The 21,578-nt window shown below is 60.5% G+C and carries 18 protein-coding genes; 14 read left to right on the top strand and 4 right to left on the bottom strand.

Going from position 1 to position 21,578, the window contains the following annotated elements; genetic code table 11:
* Position 1: 1 nt before the first annotated feature.
* Together gmd and AACY50_RS09230 are read right to left on the bottom strand one after the other, a co-directional pair.
* A complete protein-coding gene (gene gmd, locus AACY50_RS09235; protein ID WP_339538477.1) occupies positions 2-973 on the bottom strand; it encodes a GDP-mannose 4,6-dehydratase in 972 nt (323 codons plus the stop codon).
* Positions 970-1,884 (bottom strand): GDP-mannose 4,6-dehydratase, encoded by a 915-nt coding sequence (locus tag AACY50_RS09230; protein WP_339431448.1) that lies wholly within the window; start codon positions 1,882-1,884, stop codon positions 970-972. Before AACY50_RS09230 ends, gmd begins: the two co-directional genes overlap by 4 nt.
* A 426-nt stretch (positions 1,885-2,310) precedes the next feature.
* Between AACY50_RS09230 and AACY50_RS09225 the strand changes: the two genes are divergently transcribed.
* The 6 genes from AACY50_RS09225 (at position 2,311) to AACY50_RS09200 (ending at position 10,503) form a co-directional block, all read left to right on the top strand.
* Positions 2,311-3,876: a glycosyltransferase gene (locus tag AACY50_RS09225; RefSeq protein ID WP_339494131.1), complete on the top strand. Its 1,566-nt coding sequence runs from the start codon at positions 2,311-2,313 to the stop codon at positions 3,874-3,876.
* On the top strand, positions 3,870-5,171 hold the full coding sequence (locus AACY50_RS09220) for a glycosyltransferase (RefSeq protein WP_339431450.1): 1,302 nt from the start codon (positions 3,870-3,872) through the stop codon (positions 5,169-5,171). The genes AACY50_RS09225 and AACY50_RS09220 overlap by 7 nt, the downstream gene beginning before the upstream one ends.
* Complete coding sequence (locus AACY50_RS09215) at positions 5,168-6,322, top strand: acyltransferase family protein (protein WP_339538476.1); 1,155 nt, start codon at positions 5,168-5,170, stop codon at positions 6,320-6,322. Before AACY50_RS09220 ends, AACY50_RS09215 begins: the two co-directional genes overlap by 4 nt.
* A complete protein-coding gene (locus AACY50_RS09210) occupies positions 6,316-7,131 on the top strand; it encodes a class I SAM-dependent methyltransferase (protein ID WP_339431452.1) in 816 nt (271 codons plus the stop codon). The genes AACY50_RS09215 and AACY50_RS09210 overlap by 7 nt, the downstream gene beginning before the upstream one ends.
* Positions 7,132-7,193: 62 nt before the next feature.
* Positions 7,194-8,378 (top strand): DUF3142 domain-containing protein, encoded by a 1,185-nt coding sequence (locus tag AACY50_RS09205; protein ID WP_339465129.1) that lies wholly within the window; start codon positions 7,194-7,196, stop codon positions 8,376-8,378.
* A complete protein-coding gene (locus AACY50_RS09200) occupies positions 8,365-10,503 on the top strand; it encodes a hypothetical protein (RefSeq protein ID WP_339538475.1) in 2,139 nt (712 codons plus the stop codon). Before AACY50_RS09205 ends, AACY50_RS09200 begins: the two co-directional genes overlap by 14 nt.
* Here AACY50_RS09200 and AACY50_RS09195 read toward each other — a convergent pair.
* A complete protein-coding gene (locus AACY50_RS09195) occupies positions 10,500-11,129 on the bottom strand; it encodes a LysE family translocator (protein ID WP_339465133.1) in 630 nt (209 codons plus the stop codon). The two genes, AACY50_RS09200 and AACY50_RS09195, sit on opposite strands and share 4 nt — an antisense overlap.
* A 144-nt stretch (positions 11,130-11,273) precedes the next feature.
* On the opposite strand from AACY50_RS09195, the gene AACY50_RS09190 reads away from it, so the two are divergent.
* The gene (locus AACY50_RS09190) at positions 11,274-11,747 is read left to right on the top strand and encodes an Lrp/AsnC family transcriptional regulator (RefSeq protein WP_339538474.1); all 474 of its coding nucleotides are present in this window, start codon (positions 11,274-11,276) and stop codon (positions 11,745-11,747) included.
* 162 nt (positions 11,748-11,909) lie between these two features.
* Here AACY50_RS09190 and lpdA read toward each other — a convergent pair whose 3' ends face one another.
* The gene (gene lpdA, locus AACY50_RS09185) at positions 11,910-13,310 is read right to left on the bottom strand and encodes a dihydrolipoyl dehydrogenase (protein WP_339538473.1); all 1,401 of its coding nucleotides are present in this window, start codon (positions 13,308-13,310) and stop codon (positions 11,910-11,912) included.
* 211 nt (positions 13,311-13,521) lie between these two features.
* On the opposite strand from lpdA, the gene hflK (AACY50_RS09180) reads away from it, so the two are divergent.
* The 7 genes from hflK (AACY50_RS09180) to AACY50_RS09150 all read left to right on the top strand — a co-directional run bounded on the left by hflK (AACY50_RS09180) (position 13,522) and on the right by AACY50_RS09150 (position 21,533).
* Positions 13,522-15,483: a protease modulator HflK gene (hflK, locus tag AACY50_RS09180; protein WP_339538471.1), complete on the top strand. Its 1,962-nt coding sequence runs from the start codon at positions 13,522-13,524 to the stop codon at positions 15,481-15,483.
* A complete protein-coding gene (gene hflC, locus AACY50_RS09175) occupies positions 15,480-16,520 on the top strand; it encodes a protease modulator HflC (protein WP_339465138.1) in 1,041 nt (346 codons plus the stop codon). Before hflK (AACY50_RS09180) ends, hflC begins: the two co-directional genes overlap by 4 nt.
* Positions 16,517-17,578 (top strand): protease modulator HflK, encoded by a 1,062-nt coding sequence (hflK, locus tag AACY50_RS09170; protein ID WP_339538470.1) that lies wholly within the window; start codon positions 16,517-16,519, stop codon positions 17,576-17,578. Before hflC ends, hflK (AACY50_RS09170) begins: the two co-directional genes overlap by 4 nt.
* Positions 17,575-19,482 (top strand): heavy metal translocating P-type ATPase, encoded by a 1,908-nt coding sequence (locus AACY50_RS09165; RefSeq protein WP_339538469.1) that lies wholly within the window; start codon positions 17,575-17,577, stop codon positions 19,480-19,482. Before hflK (AACY50_RS09170) ends, AACY50_RS09165 begins: the two co-directional genes overlap by 4 nt.
* A gap of 109 nt (positions 19,483-19,591) precedes the next feature.
* Positions 19,592-19,843 (top strand): BufA2 family periplasmic bufferin-type metallophore, encoded by a 252-nt coding sequence (gene bufA2 / locus AACY50_RS09160; protein ID WP_339431461.1) that lies wholly within the window; start codon positions 19,592-19,594, stop codon positions 19,841-19,843.
* Positions 19,844-19,908: 65 nt separating this feature from the next.
* Positions 19,909-20,754, top strand: a complete 846-nt coding sequence (bufB, locus tag AACY50_RS09155) for an MNIO family bufferin maturase (protein WP_339431462.1) — start codon at positions 19,909-19,911, stop codon at positions 20,752-20,754.
* Positions 20,745-21,533: a DNA-binding domain-containing protein gene (locus AACY50_RS09150; RefSeq protein ID WP_339494144.1), complete on the top strand. Its 789-nt coding sequence runs from the start codon at positions 20,745-20,747 to the stop codon at positions 21,531-21,533. Before bufB ends, AACY50_RS09150 begins: the two co-directional genes overlap by 10 nt.
* The last annotated feature ends 45 nt before the right edge of the window (positions 21,534-21,578 follow it).

Below are 21,578 nucleotides of genomic sequence, written 5' to 3'. Positions count from 1 at the left end.
CCTACTCCTTGGCGACGCGTTTCATGTCCGTATCCATCATCATGCGGATCAGGGTGTCCAGATCGGTTTTCGGCTTCCAGCCCAGCACGCGCTGAGCCTTGGCCGGGTTGCCGAGCAGCACTTCGACTTCGGCCGGGCGGAAAAACGCCGGGTCGATCTTCACGTAATCGCGGTAGTTGAGGCCAACGTGATCGAAGGCGATGCGGCACATTTCACGCACCGTGGTGGTGACACCGGTGGCGACCACGAAATCGTCAGGCTTGTCCTGTTGCAGCATCAGCCACATGGCCTCGACGTAGTCGCCGGCAAACCCCCAGTCGCGTTTGGCGTCGATGTTGCCCAGCGCCAGCGCCTGCTGTTTGCCCTGCTTGATGCGGGCGGCAGCGTCAGTGACCTTGCGGGTAACAAACTCGATGCCGCGCAGCGGTGATTCGTGGTTGAAGAGGATGCCGCTGCTGGCGTGCAGATTGAAACTTTCGCGGTAGTTGACGGTGATCCAGTGGCCATACAGTTTGGCCACGCCGTAAGGACTGCGCGGGTAGAACGGCGTGTTCTCGTCCTGCTGTTCAGCCTGGATCAGCCCGAACATTTCGCTGGTCGATGCCTGATAGAAGCGGGTGTGCGGGCTGAACTGGCGGATCGCTTCGAGCAGATGCGTGACGCCGAGGCCATCGACAATGCCGGTGGTCACCGGTTGATCCCAGGAGGCCGCGACAAAACTCTGTGCGGCGAGGTTGTAGATTTCGTCTGGCGCCGATTTGATAACCGCACGCTGCACCGAGCAGGCATCGGCCATGTCACCGTCCAGATAGACGATGTCGGCTTCGACGCCCATCTCGCGCAAGCGCCAGCGCGAATCGCTGCTGCGGCGCGCCACGAAGCCGTAAACCTTGTAGCCCTTGTCGAGCAGCAACTTGGCCAGATACGCGCCGTCCTGTCCGGTGATCCCTGTGATCAATGCACTTTTTGTCATTCTTGTCGTACTCGCGTCTCCCAGTCGGACAGGATCGCCCGCAGGGATTGTTGTGTTGTGATGACTGGCGACCATCCGGTGGTTTTGGCCAGTTTTGCGTGGCTGCCGCAAACGCGGCGCTGATCGGCGCGACGCATGCGCGCCGGGTCCTGAACCAGTTGCATCTGGACTTCGGCCAGATCGCCCAACTGTTCGATGAGGCTGCGAATGCTTTGCTCGCGCCCTGAGCAGATGTTGTAAACCTGCCCCGGCTGGCCTTTTTCCAGCAGGGCGAAATAGGCCGATACGACGTCGCCGACATCAAGGAAATCACGCGTCACGTCGATATCGCCGACTTCCAGTTGCGGGGCTTGCAGGCCTTGTTTGATGCGATTGATCTGGCGTGCAGCGCTGGCGATGACGAAGCTGTCTTTCTGCCCGGTGCCGATGTGGTTGAACGGGCGCGCCACCAGCACCGGCCAGTGTTCGCTCAAGCCCCATTGCAGGCTGAGGAACTCCGCCGAGAGTTTGCTCACGGCGTAAGGGTTGCGCGGGCAGGGGGTGTGTTGCTCGGTAATCGGCAGATCGCTTTCGCCCACCTGGCCGTAGACGTCGCCGGAACTGACATACAGAAAAGTGCCTGCGAAGCCACGAGCCTTGAGCGCCTGCAGCAGGTTGAGGGTGCCGAAAACATTGATTTCGAGGGTGCGGGCCGGATCGCGGAACGCTTCGGGGACGAAGGTCTGGCCGGCCAGATGAATCACCGCATCGGGCATTTGCGGCCACAGGTCGACAAGGCTGTTCGCATTCGTGAGGTCGTAGGGCGATGCGGCAGGCAGCAGCTCCCACGATGAATCGGGCAAAGCCAGACGTGACTGAATATGTTGTCCCACGAATCCACTGAGACCCGTGATGAACAGACGCTTTTTCAAACAGCGACCCCTTGGTCTTGAACTTGCGCCACTTTCCTACAGGCTTTGTTGGAAGGTCTGTCAGACCGGAGGAAAAACCGGGAAGACTACAGGCGAAGTCTGTTGTTGTAGTTGTTTGGCACCAATCTGTGCCAATTGAGCAGCAATTTCAACTGGCCAAACCGTGACCGGTCAGTTCTCGTTAGCGTAGCTGGATTTATTCTCGCCGGGCGGTTCCCGGACCCGCGATGGATGTGTTTAGAATGCCCCTCGTCGCCATCTCCCAAGGTTCGCCAGAGGGGTGTGCAACTGAGTGAAACCGACCACTAAAACAAGAACGAAGACGTGCTGGATGACGAAGGACAAGTCTCGGTGATGCCGACTTGATCCAACGCCTGGTCGTCATAGCATGAAGCGGCCAGGACGGCAGTTTCATCGTGGGATGCCATGAATTTCATTCTCTACTCGGACGTCAACGACAGCTCCATCAGCCAGAGCCTCGGGCGTCCTGAATACAGCTACTACTTCGTGCTCAAGGCTTATCGCCCGGTGCTGGAAAGCCTTGGGCGCGTGCATGTGGTGTCGTCCACTGCCGACGTCGATGCGCTTTATCGGCAACGGCTCGCCGCCGGCGAAGACAGCGTTTTCCTGTCATTCACCCCGCCACAGAAAACCCCGGTCGATCTGCAATGCCCGACGATTTGCGTGGTCGCGTGGGAGTTCGATTCGATCCCCGATGAGTCGTGGGACAACGATCCGCGACAGGACTGGACGCAGATGCTCGCTCGTCAGGGGCGGGTCATCACCCTGTCGAGCCATACTGCCCGGGCCATTCGCCGGGCCATGGGCGAAAACTTTCCGGTGTTGGTGTTGCCGACACCGCTGTGGGAGCAGTACGCGCAGGTTCGTCAGCAGCATGTCCCTGTGCCAGTCAATCCGGGTGCAACGCTGGCGATCAAGGGCTGCATTTTCGATACGCGCACACTCGAACTGTCTGCCGATGCGTTGATCCCCAAACCACTGACGCCTGAGGAGCAAGCCGCGCTTGAAGCCGCCCGCCCGCCACCGCTGACCTTCAAGCGGCGCTTGGTCATCGCCCGGCATTACCTGCGGCTGTGGGCGCTAGACCAGGGGCGCGAGCAAGCAGAGCCGGTGCCTCGGGTGAAGTTTCTGCACAACTGGTATTGGGAAGGCATTCGCGACCTGGTCTCGGACAACCTTCACGGCTGGCTCGAACAGCGCTTTGCGGTGGTCTGCGGCCCGCAAGCGGTGCCCGTGGATGAACCGCTGCCGGTGGATTTGCCGGACACCACATCAGTGGTCCAGACCCATGTCGACGGTGTGGTCTACGTCAGCGTGTTCAACCCCAAGGATGGTCGCAAGAACTGGCATCATCTGGTCACCGCGTTCTGCTGGGCCTTTCGCCAAACGAGCGACGCGACACTGGTGTTGAAGATCACCCAGAACGATCTGGCGTCCTACTACAACGAGTTGATGACGTTGCTCGCCCAGCTCACGCCGTTCGCCTGCCGGGTGGTAGTGATGCACGGCTATCTGGACGATGCGCAGTACGCCGGGCTCTACAAGGCTGCCAGTTTTTACGTCAACGCCTCACGCTGCGAAGGCTTGTGCCTGCCATTGATGGAGTTCATGTCCAGCGGCAAACCGGTGATCGCACCGGATCATACGGCCATGGAAGACTACATCGATGACGCGGTAGCGTTTGTGGTCAAGTCCAGCGAAGAGCTGACCATCTGGCCACAGGACACGCGCATCATTTACCGCACTCTGCGTTACCGCCCTGATTGGGGATCGCTGAAAAACGCTTACGAACAGAGCTACCGGATGGCCAAGACACAGCCGCAGGATTATCAGCGCATGTCTGCTGCTGCAGTGCAACGCATGCACGATTACTGTGCCTTCGCCCCGGTGCAAAAACGCATGGCGGATTTTTTCGGGCCGGTAGCGCCAGTCGCCGATGCTGCGACAGTGACGGATAACGCCTCATGCTGATCATCATTCATTCGGAAACCAACCAGCACACCATCGCGCAAAATCTCGGGCGTTCGGAGTACAGCTATTACTTCGTGCTCAAGGAATACCGTCCGGTGCTTGAACGGCTTGGACGGGTGGTGGAGGTTGCCGATCCGCCGCGTGAAGTCGACGCGCTCTATCGCGAGTGCCTGGGCCGTGGCGAACCTTGCGTGTTCCTGTCGTTTTCCCCGCCCCACCGCACGCCGGTGCAACTGGCCTGTCCGACCCTGCCGGTGTTTGCCTGGGAGTTCAGCACCATCCCCAACGAAGCGTTTGCCGATGAACCGCGCAACGACTGGCGTACCGTGCTGCACGCCTGCGGGGCGGCGATCACTCACTCCAGTTATACGGTCAACGCAGTGCGCGAGGCGATGGGCGCGGCTTACCCTATCGTCGCGGTGCCGGCGCCAGTCTGGGATCGTTTCGCGGCGCGGGGTACGCCGTTGCAGCGGCATCCCGAGGGGCAATCGTTTCGCTTGAAGATCAAAGGTCTGGTGGTCGACAGCCGCGTACTTGATCTGAATGCGTTCGGGCCCAAACCTTTGCGCCGCGGCAAAGGCATTGATTTTGCCGCGCCGGTTACCGAGCAGGAGCTGGTGCTCGACGGTGTGGTGTATACCTCGGTGTTCAATCCAGGCGATGGCCGAAAGAACTGGGAAGACATGCTCAGCGCTTTCTGCGTGAGTTTTCGCGACGTCGACGACGCCACGCTGGTGCTCAAACTCACCCACCACGATGCCAAAGAAGCACTCAGCGACATCCTCCATCACCTGTACAAAAATCAGTCTTATCGCTGCCGCATCGTGCTGATCTACGGTTACCTTGCCGATCCCGATTACGAGCGACTGGTGCAGGCGACCCGCTATGTCGTGAATACCTCCTACGGCGAAGGCCAGTGCCTGCCGCTGATGGAGTTCATGTCGTGTGGCAAACCGGCGGTGGCCCCGCGTACCACGGCGATGATCGATTACCTGAGTGCCGATAATGCGTTCCTGATCGAATCCACCGACGAACTCACGGCCTGGCCTCACGATCCGCGCAAGGCGTTCCGCACGCTGCGTTACGTGACTAACTGGGCGTCACTGTGCCAAGCCTATAAAGCCAGTTATGACGTGGCGAAAAACGATCCGGCACGCTATGCACAGATGTCGGCGCAAGCTGTCAGCAGCCTGCAAGGGTTTTGCAGTCAGGCGGTGGCCGAGCAGCGTTTGCAGGTCTTTCTTGCGCAGTTGTTTGAGCGCTGCGCTGGCGTCGCGCAAGCTCCTGAATCATGAACAGCAAACGGATCATGGACATTGAGGTCCTGCGCGCCATCGCCGTGCTCGGGGTGCTGTTTCATCACTTACAGGGCAGCCTGTTCACTGATCCGGTGCCGTTGCTGGAAAAAATCCATGGCTGGGCGCAACCGTGGTGGGGCGTCGATCTCTTTTTTGCCATCTCCGGATTCGTCATAGCCCGTAGCCTGATTCCGGCGCTGCGGGTCTGCACGACCCGTCAGGAATACTGGGTACAGACACGGAATTTCTGGCTGCGCCGTGCCTTTCGCTTATTGCCTTCAGCCTGGCTGTGGCTGGCACTGATGCTGCTGGCGTGCGTTCTTCTCAATCGCTCGGGGGCGTTCGGTACGCTGTACGCCAACCTGCAAGCGACGCTGGCTGGGGTGCTGCAATACGCCAACTTGCGCTTTGCCGACAGCTTCTTTCATTACGAATACGGCAGCAGTTTCGTCTACTGGAGCCTGTCGCTGGAGGAGCAGTTCTACTTGCTGTTCCCGCTGCTGATTGTGCTCTGTCGTCAACATCTGGTGTGGGCATTGCTGACGCTGGTCGCCGTGCAGCTTTTCACGCTGCGCACCCCGCTGCTGATGGTGGTGCGTACCGACGCCCTGGCCTTGGGCGTCTTGTTGGCGATGTGGAGCGCACAGCCGAGTTATCAGCGCTGGGAACCGACATTTCTGCGCAAGCCCTGGGCGGGAATTTGCGCGCTGCTGGTAATCAGTTTGTTGCTGAGCTTCATGGCCACCGACCGCTTCACGTTTGCCAATTACCGCATCGGTTCGATCGCTGTGCTCGGCGCGCTGCTGGTGTGGATAGCCTCGTACAACCGTGATTACCTGATGCCTGTCGGGGGCGTGCAGCGCTCTCTGGCATGGGTCGGCAGCCGTTCCTACGGGATCTATCTGATCCATATTCCGGCCTATCAACTGGTGCGTGAGCTGATCTTCCGTTTGCAGAGCGCTGGCCTGCCGAGTCCCGCGGGACACCCGGTCATCACGCTGTTGCTGGCGTTCGGCCTGATCGCGCTGCTCAGTGAACTCAATTACCGTTTCATTGAAATGCCCATGCGCAACCGTGGCGCCGCGTTCGTCAAACGCCTCGGTACCTCGCGAACCGCCGTCTCATCCACTGGAGCCACCTCATGCTGAGCCTTTTCAAGAAACTGACGGCGTCGACGCCTGCACCGGCCCCTGTTGCGGCCGCCGAGAAGACCGACCCGTACATGCTCGGCCTGCACGATGCAATGCTCAGCGGCTGGTTCAATCAGGAAACCGGCGAGCTGTTCAAGGGCTTTGCGGTGACGGCCGATGACACGCTGTTGGACGTCGGTTGTGGTGACGGCGGCAACGTGCATTTCTGTGGCATGCGCGGGGCGAAGATCATCATCGCCGACATTGACGGCGCCAAGGTCGAGGCCACCCGTCAGCGCCTGAGCGACACCCCGGCACGCGACATCGAATGCCACGTCACCGACTGCAACCCGCTACCGATTGCCGACGCTACGGCAACCCGCGTGGTGTCGACTGAAGTCATCGAGCACGTCGACGACCCTGCGCAGTTTCTTGCGGAGCTGGTGCGCGTCGGCAAGCCGGGCGCGCTGTACCTGTTGAGCGTGCCGCACCCAAGCTCCGAAGACCTGCAAAAAGACATCGCCGCCGCAGAGTATTTCCAGAAGCCCAATCACATCCGCATCATCAGCGAAGCGCAATTCAAGGCGATGGTCAGCGAGGCGGGGCTGGAAGTCATCAGCCACAGCCAGTACGGCTTTTACTGGTCGATGTGGATGTTGTTGTTCTGGGAGGCCAAAGTCGACTTCGGTAACCCGGATCATCCGTTGCTCAACCACTGGGCCGACACCTGGCAAGCGGTGCTGGACTCGCCACGAGGGGCACAAATCAAGCAGGCACTGGATGCGGTGGTGGCCAAAAGTCAGGTGATCATTGCCCGCAAGCCTTGAACCTTTTGACGCAGGGTTTTGTGTAACCTTGCAGCCTTGAGTTGTCAGGGATTGAGCAAGGTATGCGGTTTATTGTGGTTATGGTTGCACTGATCTTGCTGTCCGCTTGCGAACAGCAGGACACGCCGCCGCTCGATCAACAACTCTACGTCTGGCAACGCCAGTGGACGCCGGCCCATGAGGCGGCGTTGCGCGAGAGCCGAGGTGATTTTTCCACCCTGCGGGTGCTGGCGCTGCAAGCGTTCCCGAACGCCGGATGGAGCCGGGCACGTATTGATCCTGCGTTGCTGAAGAGCGATGGGCGCGCGTTGATCGCGGTGATTCGTCTCGACGGCCAACTCAAGGGGCTGGATCAACAGCAGGTTACGGCGCAGATCCTTCAACTGGTCAATGATTGGCAGGCGTTGGGCCTGACCCTCAGTGGCGTGGAGATCGACCACGATGCCGGGAATGCGCGGCTGCCAGCCTACGCGCAATTTCTCAGTCATCTGCGTTCGGCACTGCCGGCGTCTTTACCCCTGAGCATGACCGCGCTGCCGGCGTGGCTCGACAGTGCACAACTGCCGACATTGCTGGCCTCGGTCGACAGCAGCGTATTGCAAGTGCATGCCGTCAGTGACCCGCGCCGCGGTCTGTTCGACGCTGAGCAGGCGCAGCGTTGGGCCCAAGCCTGGGGCAACGTCTCTGAAAAGCCGTTCTATCTGGCGCTGCCGGCCTATGGGGTGGCGCTGTTGCCGGATGCCGGTGGCGCGCCAGTGGTGGAAAGCGAAGTGCCGCTTGAGCGCGGCGGTCAGCGCCGCGAATTGCTTGCCGATCCCGTGCCATTGAGCCGACTCGCCAAGCAATTGCGTGAGGCCCCACCTGCGCATCTGGCTGGGCTGATCTGGTTTCGCTTGCCGCTGGCCAACGACCGCCGCGCCTGGAGCTTGACCACGCTGCGCGCCGTTGCCCGGGGTGATGCGCTGCACAGCCAACTCAGCTTGAGCCTCAGCGAACAGAATGGCCTTTACGACATCAGCCTCGCCAATGTCGGCAACCTCGACAGCGCCTGGCCCGCCCGCATCACCCTTAAAGCCCGGGACTGCGAAGGCGCCGATGCGCTCGCCGGATACTCGTTGCAACAAAGTCGTGATCTGCTTACCTTCACCCGCTTGCGCGCCGGCCGCTTGCCTGCGGACGGGCAGCGCGCCATCGGTTGGGCGCGTTGCGCAATTATTGATCAAGGAGGTTCGCATGTTGACCCGTAACTGGCCCCGCCATCTGCTCTGCCTGAGCCTCAGCCTGCCGCTGGGTTCGGCGCTGGCCTGCGGCCCGGACTTCCCCATGCGCCTGCTCGACAATCGTGGGCAGACGCTGGCGGAACTGCCTGAAGGCAACTTCAACTTTGAGGTCAGCCGCCTCGGCAAAACCATCGCCGGGCTGAAAAACGTCACCGCCGCCACACACAATCCCAATGATCTGTACGGTGAAGCGAGCGAGCCAAATGAGGCACGCGATAAAGCCGAACAGGCCGGCTTGAGCGCCGAACAGCAAACGCTGGTCAAGCAACTGCGTGGTCTGACCGATGCGCGTCAGGTTGAGGTGCAGGGCGCCAGCCTGCCGGCGGAAGTGCGTTTGTACGTGGCGGGCGCGGTGGCATTTGCCACGGGCGATCATCAACGGGCGGTCGACTATTTTGGCAAGTTGCTGGCGCTGCCGGCCGATCAACGTCCCTTGCGCAGCACGTGGGCCGCGTACTCCTTGGGGCGCACCTGGTTTGCCATGAGCCGCGAGGTGGACGACGCAGATCAGGCGCTTGAGCAATCGCGCCAAGCGTTCCGTCAAACCCGGCAGATGAGCATCGACGGCTTCAGTGACCCGCTGGAACTGGGCGTTGCCAGCCTTGGTGAAGAGGCGCGGGTGTTGCGCACCGCTGGCGATTGGAGTGGCGCCATCGAACTGTACGAAGCGCAAAACCTGCACGGTTCCGCCGTGGGTTACACCTCGCTGAAACAGGTGATGAATGAACTGGCCGAGTTGCCCGAAGCCGAGTTGGCGAAGCTGCTGCAACGCAAAGCGGTGCAACAACTGGTTACGGCGTCGTTGATCAGTCGCGTCGGCTGGTCATTTGATGAGCAACCACCGAACGAGAAAAAACTCATCAAACTGCTGCAGAACAGCACGCGTGGCAGCCTGGAAAACGCCGACCGGCTGGCGGCGCTGAATTATCAACAGGGTGATTACGCCAGCGCCAAGGCCTTCCTCGAGAACGCGGGCGATGGCGGACTGGCCTGGTGGTTACGGGCAAAACTGGCGGTACGTGATGGCGATAAAAACGCTGCCGCCGCGGCCTACGCCAAAGCGGCGCAGGCCTTTCCGCAGAGCGAAGACTGGGGTTATCGACGCACGCCGGACTGGGCGTATGAAAGTGTGCAGCCCAAATGCCGGGTCGAGGGCGAGAGTGCGATTCTGGCGTTGCAACGGGGCGAATACCTGCAAGCCTTTGTGCAGTTGTATCGCAGCAATGACCTCTATTGGTTTGATGCCGCGACGGTCGCTGAGCGTGTGCTGACGGTCGATGAACTCAAACAGTATGTCGATGACAACGTACCGGCCCCGCCGGCGCTGACCCAGCAGGAACGTGACAACTATGTGCCGCTGCCGGTTGCTGCACGCCTGCGCGATCTGCTCGGTCGACGTTTGCTGCGCGAAGGCCATTACGCGCAGGCGGTCGGGTATTTCGACAGTGCCGATCTGCAGAACAAGGCCCGGCTCTACGGCGAGCAACGAATGAAGGCTGATGCCGCGTGGTGGCCGACCCAGCGCGCCAGTGCGCTGTACAACGCAGCGTGGACGGCCCGCGAGTGGGGCATGGATATCCTCGGTTACGAGATGGCCCCGGACTACGCCACGTTCGGTGGCAACTACAGCCTGGAGACGGCCGAACTTACAGTCGGTCCTCTGGTAAGTGACGCCGAATTGCAACGTCAGAAAGCCAGTGAAGCGCAGCCGGATCAGCGTTATCACTACCGTTTCGTCGCCACCGAACTGGCCCGCAAAGCCGCCGATAATCTGCCGCACACCAGTCAGGCGTTTGCTGCCGTGCTGTGCAACGCCGCCGGTTGGAACAGCAGCCCAAAGGATCAGAGCGCGCTGTATCAGCGTTATGTGAAGGAAGGGCCGTACGTGCCGTGGGCTGTGGATTTCGGCAATCAATGTCCATACCCGGACTTCGAGAACGCCGATAAGCGTTACGTTACCCAGGTGACTGATGCCGTGCGCGACACCTTGCGGCCGTACAAGTGGCCGGTGCAGATCGGTGCGATTGTGTTGGGTGTCGGCGCCGCGTTATTGCTGATCACCCGGCGCCAGCGCAAGGTGCGCAAAGGCTAAGCCTGCTGGATAAACGCCAGGCGCACGGCGAAGCCGATCAACAGGCCGCCGAACAGCCATTGCTGCACGCGTTGAGCCGTTGGACTGTGTTGCAGCCAACGGCCCAGTGCGGCGCCGGTCAGGGCGTAGGCGCTGTCGAACAGCAAGCCTGCGCCGACCAGCATCGCGCCGAGCAGGGCGAATTGGCCCAGTACCGGTGCGCCGTCGGCGACGATGAATTGCGGCAACAACACTGAGCAGAACAGCAACGCCTTGGGGTTGAGCAGATTGGTCAGCAGGCCGCGCCGTATCGCTTCACGCCATTGCCCGCGAGTCTCGGCAATGTCGCTGGGATTCAGGTTCGGCACCAGCGTGCTGCGCAGGCATTGAATGCCGATCCACAACAGATACGCCGCCCCGGCCAGCCGTACCACTTCGAACGTCCATGGCGCAGCCTTGAACAGCGCCGCCAGCCCCAGCGCCGCCAACGCCACATGACAGCTTCGGGCAATCGCCAGGCCTATCGCGGTGGCCAGTGCCGCGCCACGTCCCTGACGGGCGCCGGTCTGCAGCAACAGGATCATGTCCGGGCCGGGCAACAAATAGACCACCGCCAATGCCAGGAAAAACAGCCAGAGACTTGCCACGCTACACCCCTTTGATTGGCGATTCGGTGACGCCAGTCTAGGGCCAAAGGGTGGGGCAGGTGCTTGCGTAGTCAGCTTCAAATGCGCTTGGAATTGGCATAACCTGCTGGCTTTAAGCGACATGACTATCGGAATCTGCCAAACATGAAACTTGACGCCTTTGATCGCAAGATTCTCGCCGCTCTGCAAAGGGACGGACGCCTGAGCAATGTCGAACTGGCGGAAGAGATCGGCCTCTCGGCATCGCCGTGCTTGCGTCGGGTGCGGATGCTGGAAGAGGCGGGAGTGATTCGCGGCTATCAGGCCAATCTCGATCGCGATGAGGTGGGGTTGGGGCTGACGGTGTTTGTCGGGGTCAAGGTCGAGCGACACAACGAGGAACAGGCCGAGGCGTTTTACCAGGCGGTCACGGCATTGCCCGAGGTGATTTCGGCGTTTCTGGTGTCAGGCGAGTCGGATTTTCTGCTGCAGGTCGTGGTGCCGGATCTGCGGGCGTATGACCGCTTTCTCACGGGGTGTCTGTTGAAGTTGCCGGGGGTGAGCGACATTCGCAGCAACTTCGCGATTCACACCGTGAAGACGCCGGGGGCGCTGCCGTTGGGGCATCTTGCGCTCTAGACCGAGTGGCTCGTTTGGCGAGCAAACTGTAGGGGTTCAGTTTTTTAAACCACAGATTGCTTAATCGTGCAGTTCTACATGATTGAGGGCCCGCCCCCACAGAGGATTGCATTCCCAGGGTGGGAGCGGGCTTGCTCGCGAAGGCGATGGTCCTGCCAGCGCTTACATCTGCGTCGCCATCCCCTGCACATTCATCGCCGCCTGACGCAGCGCCTCGGACCGGGTCGGGTGTGGGTGGCAGGTCAGGGCAATGTCCTCGGCCGATGCGCTGAACTCCATCGCCACACAAAACTCGCCAATCATTTCACTCACGCTCGGGCCGACCAGATGCACGCCGAGCACTTCATCCGTGCGCTCGTCGGCGAGGACTTTGGCAAAACCGTCGGTCTCGTGATTGATCTTCGCCCGGCTATTGGCGGTGAACGGAAACTTGCCGACCTTGTAGGCGCGGCCTTCAGCCTTGAGCTGTTCTTCGGTCTTGCCGATGCTGGCCAGTTCCGGTTTGGTGTAGATCACGTTAGGGATCAGATCGTAATTGACCTCACCGGCCTTGCCGTGAATCTGCTCGACGCAGGCCATCGCCTCGTCTTCTGCCTTGTGCGCGAGCATCGGGCCTGAGGTCACGTCGCCGATCACCCACACGCCGGGCGCTTCGGTGCGGTGCTGCTTGTTGGCCAGCATGCCGCGCTTGTCGGTGCTCAAACCGACGTTCTCCAGGCCCAGGCCTTGGGTGTAGGGCCGGCGACCAATCGCCACCAGGACGTAATCGGCTTCCAGTAACTCAGCGGTGCCACCGGCCGCTGGCTCGACACTGAGTTGAACACCGTTGGCCGATGAAGTGGCGCTGGTGACTTTCGAACTCAATCTGAACGCGATGCCTTGTTTGCTCAGCGAACGCTGCAGGGTTTTGCCAGCCTCAGCATCGACACCGGGGCAGATGCGGTCGAGGAATTCGACCACGGTGACTTGGGCGCCGAGACGCCGCCACACCGAACCGAGCTCGAGACCGATCACGCCGGCGCCAATTACCACCAGATGCTTGGGCACTTCGCTCAGGGACAACGCACCGGTGGAATCGAGGATGCGTTTGTTATCGATGTCGACACCCGGCAGGGGAGTGGGCTCTGAGCCGGTAGCGATGATGATGTCCTTGGCGGTCAGCTCGATCGTGCTGCCCTGATCGCCTGTCACCGTGACTTTGCCCGGGCCGTCGATGTGGCCCCAGCCTTTGATCCAGTCGACCTTGTTCTTGCGAAACAGAAACTCGATGCCTTTGGTCAGGCCGGTCACGCTTTCGTCTTTCTGCTTCATCATCTGTGCGAGGTTCAGCGTCGGTTTGACCTCGATCCCGAGATTGGCGAACTCCGCGCCCATCGCCGCGTCGTACAGCTCGGAGGCATGCAGCAAGGCTTTGGATGGCATGCAGCCGACGTTCAGGCAGGTGCCGCCGAGGGTCGCCCGGCCTTCAACGCAGGCAGCCTTGAGGCCCAATTGCCCAGCGCGGATGGCCGCGTTATAACCGCCGGGACCGCCGCCCAGAATCACCACGTCATAGTTGCTCATGCGCTTGCTCCTCATTGATGGATGCGGATGGCTAAAGGTAGTTCTCGAATAAAATTACGGGCGTAATATGTGCGTTTCCGGGTATTTCGGTCAAGGCTTCAGGCAAGCGACAGGTTGAGCGTTTTTGAATAAACGTGATTGTGTACGAATATTTCACGCTTTTCGTTATATCGTAACGATATGAAGAGTGAACCAGTGATTTTGGGGTGATATGCAAGTCGATCTGGAGATTGATGGCACGCAAGTGACCGGATTGCCACGCTTTCAGCAGGCGGCCATACAAGGTCGACGATTGCGCAGGGTGGCGATCGGTCTCGGCGCCGTGGCTGGGGTGGGTTGGCTTCTGGCGTTTTTTGTCGCGCTGTTTGCGCCGCAATCGGTGTGGCTGCCGCTGTTGGTGAGTCAAAGCGCGGCGTTGCTGGTGCTGGTTGCCGGGCTGCAATCGGCCTGGTGGGTGACGCAATGGCGCGAGCGGGTGATCAATCCGGTGGCGCCAACGGCGCTTGCTGATGAAGTGCCGCCTGGGCCCAATGGCTGGTACGAACGATTGTTGGATCGCCTGAGTCAGCGCGGTTTGCACCTGCTAGGCCAGATCGGCGCAGCGACTTTGTGGCTGGGCGGCTGGGCGCTCTTGGTGATGCTCAGCATCGAGCAGGTGTGGAACCTCGCACTTGCACCGGCGGCGGTTGGATTGTCTGCCACGGTCGGTGCGGCATTGGCGTTGCTGCTGGCGTTCGGTTTGCTGGTGATGGAGCGGCAACTGGCGCAGGAAAATCCTGCCCAATGGCCTGAAGCAGGATCGCTGGCACAACTGACCCGCGTGGCGATCATCAGTCTGGTACTCGGCGCGCTGTGTTTGTTGTTCGCCAGTGAGCAGGCGGTGTGGCCAATTCGTTTGGCAGTTGTGGTGGGTATCTTGCCGGCAATGGTAGCGATCGAGTTGCTATTGCGCGCCGTATTGTCGGTGTTCAGTCCCCGTCGTGAACAGCTTGAGCCGACACTGCTTGCCCGCAGTTTTGTCGCCGACATGCTGCGCTGGCCGCCACAGCCGTTGCTCGCGTTGCAGCATGAATTGCACAACCGTTTCGGTATCGATCTGCGTCAGATCTGGGCGTTCAGTTACATGCGCCGGGCGTTTTTGCCAGTGTTGGCGTTGGTGGTGGCGGTGGGCTGGTTATTGACCGGCCTCCACGAAATTCCACTGCAAGGCCGGGGCATCTACGAGCGTTTCGGTAAACCGGTGCAGGTCTTCGGCCCCGGTTTGCACGCGGGTTTGCCGTGGCCGTTGGGGCGCGTGTTGAGCGTTGAAAACGGTGTGGTACATGAATTGGCAACCAGTGTCGGTGAGAACCCGGCACCGGCTCAACTCGACCCTGCTGAAGGGCCGGCGCCGATGACGGCCAACCGTTTGTGGGACGCCAGCCATGTCAACGACAAGTCCCAGGTCATTGCCAGCCGCCGTGGCGAGCAGCAGAGCTTTCAGATCGTCAACATGGACGTGCGTTTCATCTATCGCATTGGTCTGAGCGATCAGGCAGCGCTCGCCGCCACCTACAACAGCGCCGATGTGCCTACGTTGATTCGTAGCACCGCCAGCCGGATTCTGGTGCACGACTTCGCCTCGCGAACCCTCGACGGTTTGCTCGGTGAGGACAGGGCAGGGCTGGCCGAAGAGATCGGTCGTGCCGTGCAAGGTGACCTGCAGAAACTCGACAGCGGTGTGGAGATTCTCGCCACGGTGGTCGAGGCCATTCATCCGCCGGCCGGTGCCGCCAATGCCTATCACAGTGTGCAGGCCGCGCAGATCGGTGCGCAGGCGCTGATCTCCCGTGAGCGTGGCGCTGCGGCAGAGGCGAGCAATCAGGCGCAGTTGCAGGCCAGCCTTGCTCGCGACCAGGCCAGCGCCAATGCGCGTGAAATCAACGCGACGGCGCAGGCGGCGGATCTGAAATTCAGCGCTGAGCAAAAAGCCTTTGCCAGTGCTGGCCAGGCCTTTGTGCTGGAGCAATACCTCAGCCAACTGAGCCTTGGGTTGAGCAAAGCCAAACTGCTTATTCTTGACCATCGTCTGGGCGGCAGCAGCAATGCGCCGACCATCGACTTGCGAACGTTCACGCTGCCGGCTGACCCGACGCCCGCGCGCACCACCGCTCAACCAGGAGTTGCCCATTGAGCCAGTCGCACACTCACGATCATCATGACCACAGCGGCCACGATCACGGCCACGGCGGGCATCACCATCACCATGGACATCACCACCACGGTGATCCGGCTGAAGCAGGGCCCTTTCCATGGCGGCGCATGGGTTGGGCGGTGTTGTTGGTCGCGTTCGCCGTTGCGGCTGCGAGCCTGGTGCAAGTTCGCTCCGGTGAAGCCACGGTGATCACGCGCTTCGGAAACCCATCGCGGGTGTTGCTTGATCCAGGATTGAGCTGGCGCTGGCCGGCGCCGTTCGAAGCGGCGATTCCGGTGGATCTGCGCCTTCGTACCACCTCCAGCGGCTTGCAAGATGTCGGTACCCGCGACGGTTTGCGCATCATTGTTCAGGCTTACGTCGCTTGGCAGGTGCAGGGTGATCCGGACAATGTGCAACGCTTCATGCGTGCGGTGCAGAACCAGCCGGACGAAGCCGCGCGGCAGATCCGCACGTTTGTCGGCTCGGCACTTGAGACCACGGCCAGCAGTTTTGATCTGGCGAGCCTGGTGAACACCGACGCGAGTCAGGTACGCATTGCTGATTTTGAAGCGCAATTGCGTCAGCAGATCGATCAGCAATTGCTCGCCACTTACGGTGTGCGCGTGGTGCAGGTGGGCATCGAACGGCTGACGTTGCCGTCGGTGACGCTCACCGCCACCGTTGATCGGATGCGCGCTGAGCGTGAAACCATCGCCACTGAGCGCACGGCCATCGGCAAGCGTGAAGCGGCGCAGATCCGCTCTGCCGCCGAGCGCGATGCCCGGATTGTTCAGGCAGACGCAACGGTGAAAGCGGCGGACATCGAAGCACAATCGCGCGTCGAAGCTGCGCAAATCTACGGCCGCGCCTATGCCGGTTCTCCGCAGCTTTACAACTTGCTGCGTTCACTCGACACCCTCGGCACCATCGTTACGCCAGGCACCAAACTGATCCTGCGCACCGATGCCGCGCCATTCCGCGTGCTCGTCGATGGCCCTCCCAATCTCGACAGTAAATCCGGATCGCAGCCATGAGTGAAGAAGTTCCACGTGGAACACATTCGCTGAACAGCCCATGGATTCAGGCAGGACGTTTGGCCTTTCTTGCCCTGTATGCGGTGACGGTGTTGGCCGCATTGGCTTGGGCATTTTCCAATGTGCGGCAAATCGACCCGCAGAATCGCGCCGTGGTTTTGCATTTTGGCGCGCTGGATCGCGTTCAGAATGCTGGCCTGTTATTGGCGTGGCCGCAGCCGTTCGAGCAGGTGGTTTTGCTACCAGCGGCGGATCGGGTGATCGAGCGTCGAGTGGAGAATCTTCTGCGCTCGGATGAGGCGCTGAAGGCCGACCGGGTCGCCTCTTTCGCCACGCCTTTGAGCGATGCGCTGGCCGGATCTGGTTATTTATTGACCGGTGATGCAGGCGTGGTGCAGCTGGATGTGCGAGTGTTTTACAAGGTGACCGATCCGTATGACTTCGTGATTCAGGGGGATCATGTGCTGCCGGCGCTGGATCGTCTGGTCACACGCAGTGCCGTGGCGCTAACCGCCGCGCGCGATCTGGACACCATTCTGGTCGCCCGCCCGGAACTGATCGGCGCCGACAGTCAGGCCGCTGAACGCCGTGAACGGTTGCGCGGTGATCTGGTGCAAGGCATCAACAAACGCTTGGCCGAGTTGAAGGCGAGCGGTCAGGGTATCGGGATTGAAGTGGCGCGGGTCGATGTGCAATCGAGTCTGCCAGGCCCAGCGGTCAGTGCCTTCAATGCGGTTTTGACCGCCAGCCAACAAGCCGATAAAGCCGTGGCCAATGCGCGTACAGACGCCGAAAAACTCACCCAAACCGCCAATGAACAAGCCGATCGCACCTTGCAGGTTGCCCATGCCCAGGCCGGCGAACGCTTGGCCAAAGCATCCGCCGACACCGCCACAGTGCTGAGTCTGGCCAAGGCGCAGCAACAAGGCACCGACCCGCAAATGCTCTTGCGGATTTACCGTGAGCGCATGCCGAAGATTCTCGGTCAGGCCGGATCGGTGACCACGGTCGATCCGAAAGACGATTCGCGCCTGATCATTCAGGGAGCCAGTAAATGAGTGCGACCACTGCTGCACCGAGCCTGTTGTCCTCGGCCGAACAACGCCGCGCCGCGAGGCAATTGACCTTGGCGATGCTCGCGCTGGGTTTGCTTGGCTTGGGCCTGATCTGGCGTTGGCAGGTGCCGGAACAAACCGGCGTCAGTCAGTTGCTGCTCGGTTTTGCTTCTGTGTTGGTGGCCGTGCCGGTCATGCGCTCGGCGTGGTACAGCCTGCGTTATCCGAGCCTGCACGGCATTACCGATCAACTGATTGCCCTGGCGATGATGGGGGCCTGGGCGACGGGCGATCTGCTGACGGCGGCGCTGCTGCCGATCATCATGATTTTTGGTCATGTGCTGGAGGAGCGCAGTGTCATCGGTTCGCAGGAAGCAATTCACGCCCTCGGTCAATTGACCCGCAGCCATGCGCGCAAGATTCAGGCTGACGGTTCGATCATCGAAGTGGACAACGGCACGCTCAAATCCGGCGACATGGTTGAGGTGCGGGCCGGTGATCGCATCCCGGCGGACGGCCGGGTGCTTTTCGGTCAAGCCAGCCTGGACACCGCGTCGATTACCGGTGAGTCCGTACCGGTTGAGGCGGGTGTCGGTATGACCGTGTTCGGTGGCGCGATCAATCTCGACGGTTTGCTGCGCGTCGAAGTGACCCGTACGGGCGATGAGTCGACCCTGGGTAAAGTCATCGCACTGATGCAAAACGCCGAGCGCTCGAAGCCGCCGATCACCCGGTTGCTCGAACGTTATGCCGGCAGCTACATGGTGCTGGTGTTGCTGCTGGCGGCGGTGACCTGGTTTATCACCCACGATGCGCAGGCGATGCTCGCGGTGCTGGTGGCGGCGTGTCCGTGCGCCTTGGTGTTGTCGGCACCGGCCACGGCGATTGCCGGTGTTGCGGTGGCGGCGCGCCACGGGATACTGATCCGCAGTTCGGCGTTCCTCGAAGAGCTGGCCGACCTCACATCCCTGGTGGTCGACAAGACCGGGACCCTGACTTACGGCACTTTACGCTTGCAGTCGATCGACAGTGCTCGCGCGGATTCATCCTCTGTCATGGCGCTGGCTGCCAGTCTTGGCGCGGCGAGCAGTCACCCGGTCAGTCGTGCGCTTGCCGGGCTGGTTACCCAGGAAGAATACTTGTCGCTTAGCGATATTCACGAGCGGCAGGGGCTTGGTGTTGTCGCCACGACCAGGCAGGGCAAGGCGGCACTCGGGCGGCCGGAGTTGTTCGCGCAATTGGCTATCGCCACAACGCCGGTTCCTGAACATGACGGGCCGATTGCCGGCCTGGCGCTGAACGGTGAGTTTCTCGCGTGGTTGTTGTTGGCCGACATGGTTAAACCGGAAGCGCGTTTTGCACTTGCCGAATTACGAGAGCTGGGCCTGGGCCGGCAGTTGTTGCTGACCGGTGATCGGCAAAGCGTCGCCCAGACCTTGGCCAGGGATGTCGGTCTGCAGGAGGTTCAAGCCCAAGCCTTGCCCGAGGACAAGCTCAATCGCGTGCTCAAGGAAATCGACAACGGCTTCCGGCCCATGGTGGTGGGTGACGGCATCAACGACTCGCTCGCGCTCAAGGCTGGCGTGGTTGGCGTCGCGATGGGGGCGGGTGGTGCGGATATCGCGTTGGCCTCGGCGGACATCGTGCTGATCGGCAGTGATCTGCGTCGGCTCGGCACCTGCGTGCGACTAAGCCGTCAGTGCCGCAGGACATTGCAGGTCAACGTGATCATCGGTCTGGGCTGGACGCTGGCCATCGTCGTGTTCGCTGCATTCGGCTGGCTGGGTGCCGCCGGGGCGATGATTGCCGCGTTGCTGCATAACCTCAGTACGCTATTGGTGCTGGGCAACGCCGGGCGTTTGCTGCGTTTTCAGGAACCGTTGCTCAAGCTCAGAGACGATATTTAAGTTTTTTTTAGGCCTCTGTAACGCCGTCGGGGTAGCGCTCTCTAGTGCTATGTCGGGACTGAACAAACCGTCCAGCCGACATCCCTGACGATTACCGAGGATAAGAAAAATGACTATCAAGACCGCTGCTGCTGGTGCCGCTCTCGCTTTGGCCGCTGCCACTCTGTTTGCCGGTGTCGCCACCAATGCGATGGCCGCTGATGCCAACGTTCACTGCTACGGCGTGACTGCCTGCAAAGGCCAGAACGACTGCAAAACCAAAGACCATGCTTGCAAAAGCCAAGGCTCCTGCAAAGGCCAGGGTTTCAAAGCCATGACTCAAGCGGCTTGCGAAGAAGCAGGTGGCAAGGTCGGCGAATAACTGACCGGCAAGTGCCGCCGCAGTGGCTCACGCCACTGCGGCCACTTTTTAACAGGAGTCTGCACATGTCCGCCTCTGACCCCTTCCTCGGCTATGGCCTGGGATTGCGTAGCGCTTACTACCAGCAGATCCTCGAACAGTCGCCGAACGTGGACTGGTTTGAAGTGGTCTCCGAAAATTTCATGGTGCAAGGCGGTAAAGCCCTGTATTACCTGGACGCCATTGCCGAGCGTTATCCGCTGGTGATGCATGGCGTTTCACTCTCCATCGGCGGGCCACATGCCCTCGATGTGGACTATCTGAAACAACTCAAGCAACTGGCCGAACGGGTCAACCCCGCGTGGATCTCCGATCACTTGTGCTGGAGTCGCGGCAACGCTCATCAGTTGCACGATTTGCTGCCTCTGCCTTACACCGAAGAAAGTCTTGAATACATTGCCGAACGCGTGCGCCACGTTCAGGACGTTTTGCAGCGGCCATTGGTGCTGGAGAACGTCTCCAGTTATGTCCGAGCTGCCTCAGATGATTTCACGGAATGGGAATTTCTTGCTGCCCTGAGTCGGCAGAGCGGTTGTGAGTTACTGCTGGACGTCAACAATGTCTACGTCAGTTCTCGCAATCATGGATTTGATCCGTGGACGTTCATTCACAGCCTGCCGACCGACAAGGTGCGTCAACTGCATCTGGCGGGACACAGTGACTACGGCGATTACGTCATCGATACCCATGACCAACCGGTGAGCGACCCCGTCTGGGCGTTGTATCAACGTACGTTGGAGCACTTCGGTCCGGTGGCTACTTTGCTGGAACGTGACGATCACTTTCCGCCTTTTGAAGAGTTGCTCGATGAACTGCAAAAGGCGCGGGCGCTGGGTGAAAGGGTTCTGGCCGGGAGACAGCAATGCGCCTGAAAGAATGGCAATTGGCATTCGAGTCGTATTTGCTGGATGAGGCGGCCACAGCCCAACCGCTGCTGGGCGCCAGTCTGATCGGCGGGCCTACGCTGGATGTCGGCACCGGTCTGGCGATCTATCACAACGCTTATCAGGCCCGTCTACTGGAAGTGTTGCGCAACGATTTTCCGGTGATCTGGTACTGGATGGGCGACGAGGCGTTCGACTCGCTCGCCACCGCGTACCTGCGTCAATACCCGTCGGCGCATTACAGCCTGCGTTGGTTGGGTAAAGGTTTCGAGGGGTTTATTCGCGAGCATCTGGTGCCTGAACACAGTGCGCCTTTGGCTGAAATGGCGAGGCTCGAGTGGGCATTCACTTTGGCTTTCGATGCGCCAGCGGGTGAGCCGTTAAATCTGGAAACCATGACGATGCTGTCCGCGCAAGAATGGCCAACGCTGCGGGTCAAACTCGCGCCGTGCGTTCAGTGGCTGGAATGCCGGTTCAACAGCGTCGCCCTGTGGCGTTCCGTTAAGGAACAAACCGATTTCCCGCCCAGCCAGCCACTTCAAACCCCTCAGATCTACCTGATCTGGCGTAACGATCTGATCTGTCATTACCGCAGTCTGGAATCTGCCGAGGCCAAGGCTCTGAATGGCTTGGTAAACGAAGGCTGGAGTTTCGCCGAACTGTGCGCCGAGTTAGCAGTCATCTATGAAGAGGGCGCTCCACTTCAGGCCGTGACCTGGTTGAAACAGTGGGTGCAGGAAGGCCTGTTAGAGCGTCTGCCACAATAGATAAGGCTAATTAAATCGATAGCCTGCTATTTTTCAAGGATGGTC

This window comes from Pseudomonas sp. RA_15y_Pfl2_54, assembly GCF_963971015.1.
Lineage (GTDB): Bacteria > Pseudomonadota > Gammaproteobacteria > Pseudomonadales > Pseudomonadaceae > Aquipseudomonas > Aquipseudomonas baetica_A.
Note: the sequence above shows the minus strand (reverse complement) of the source record. Positions and strands in the feature narration are given on the sequence as shown.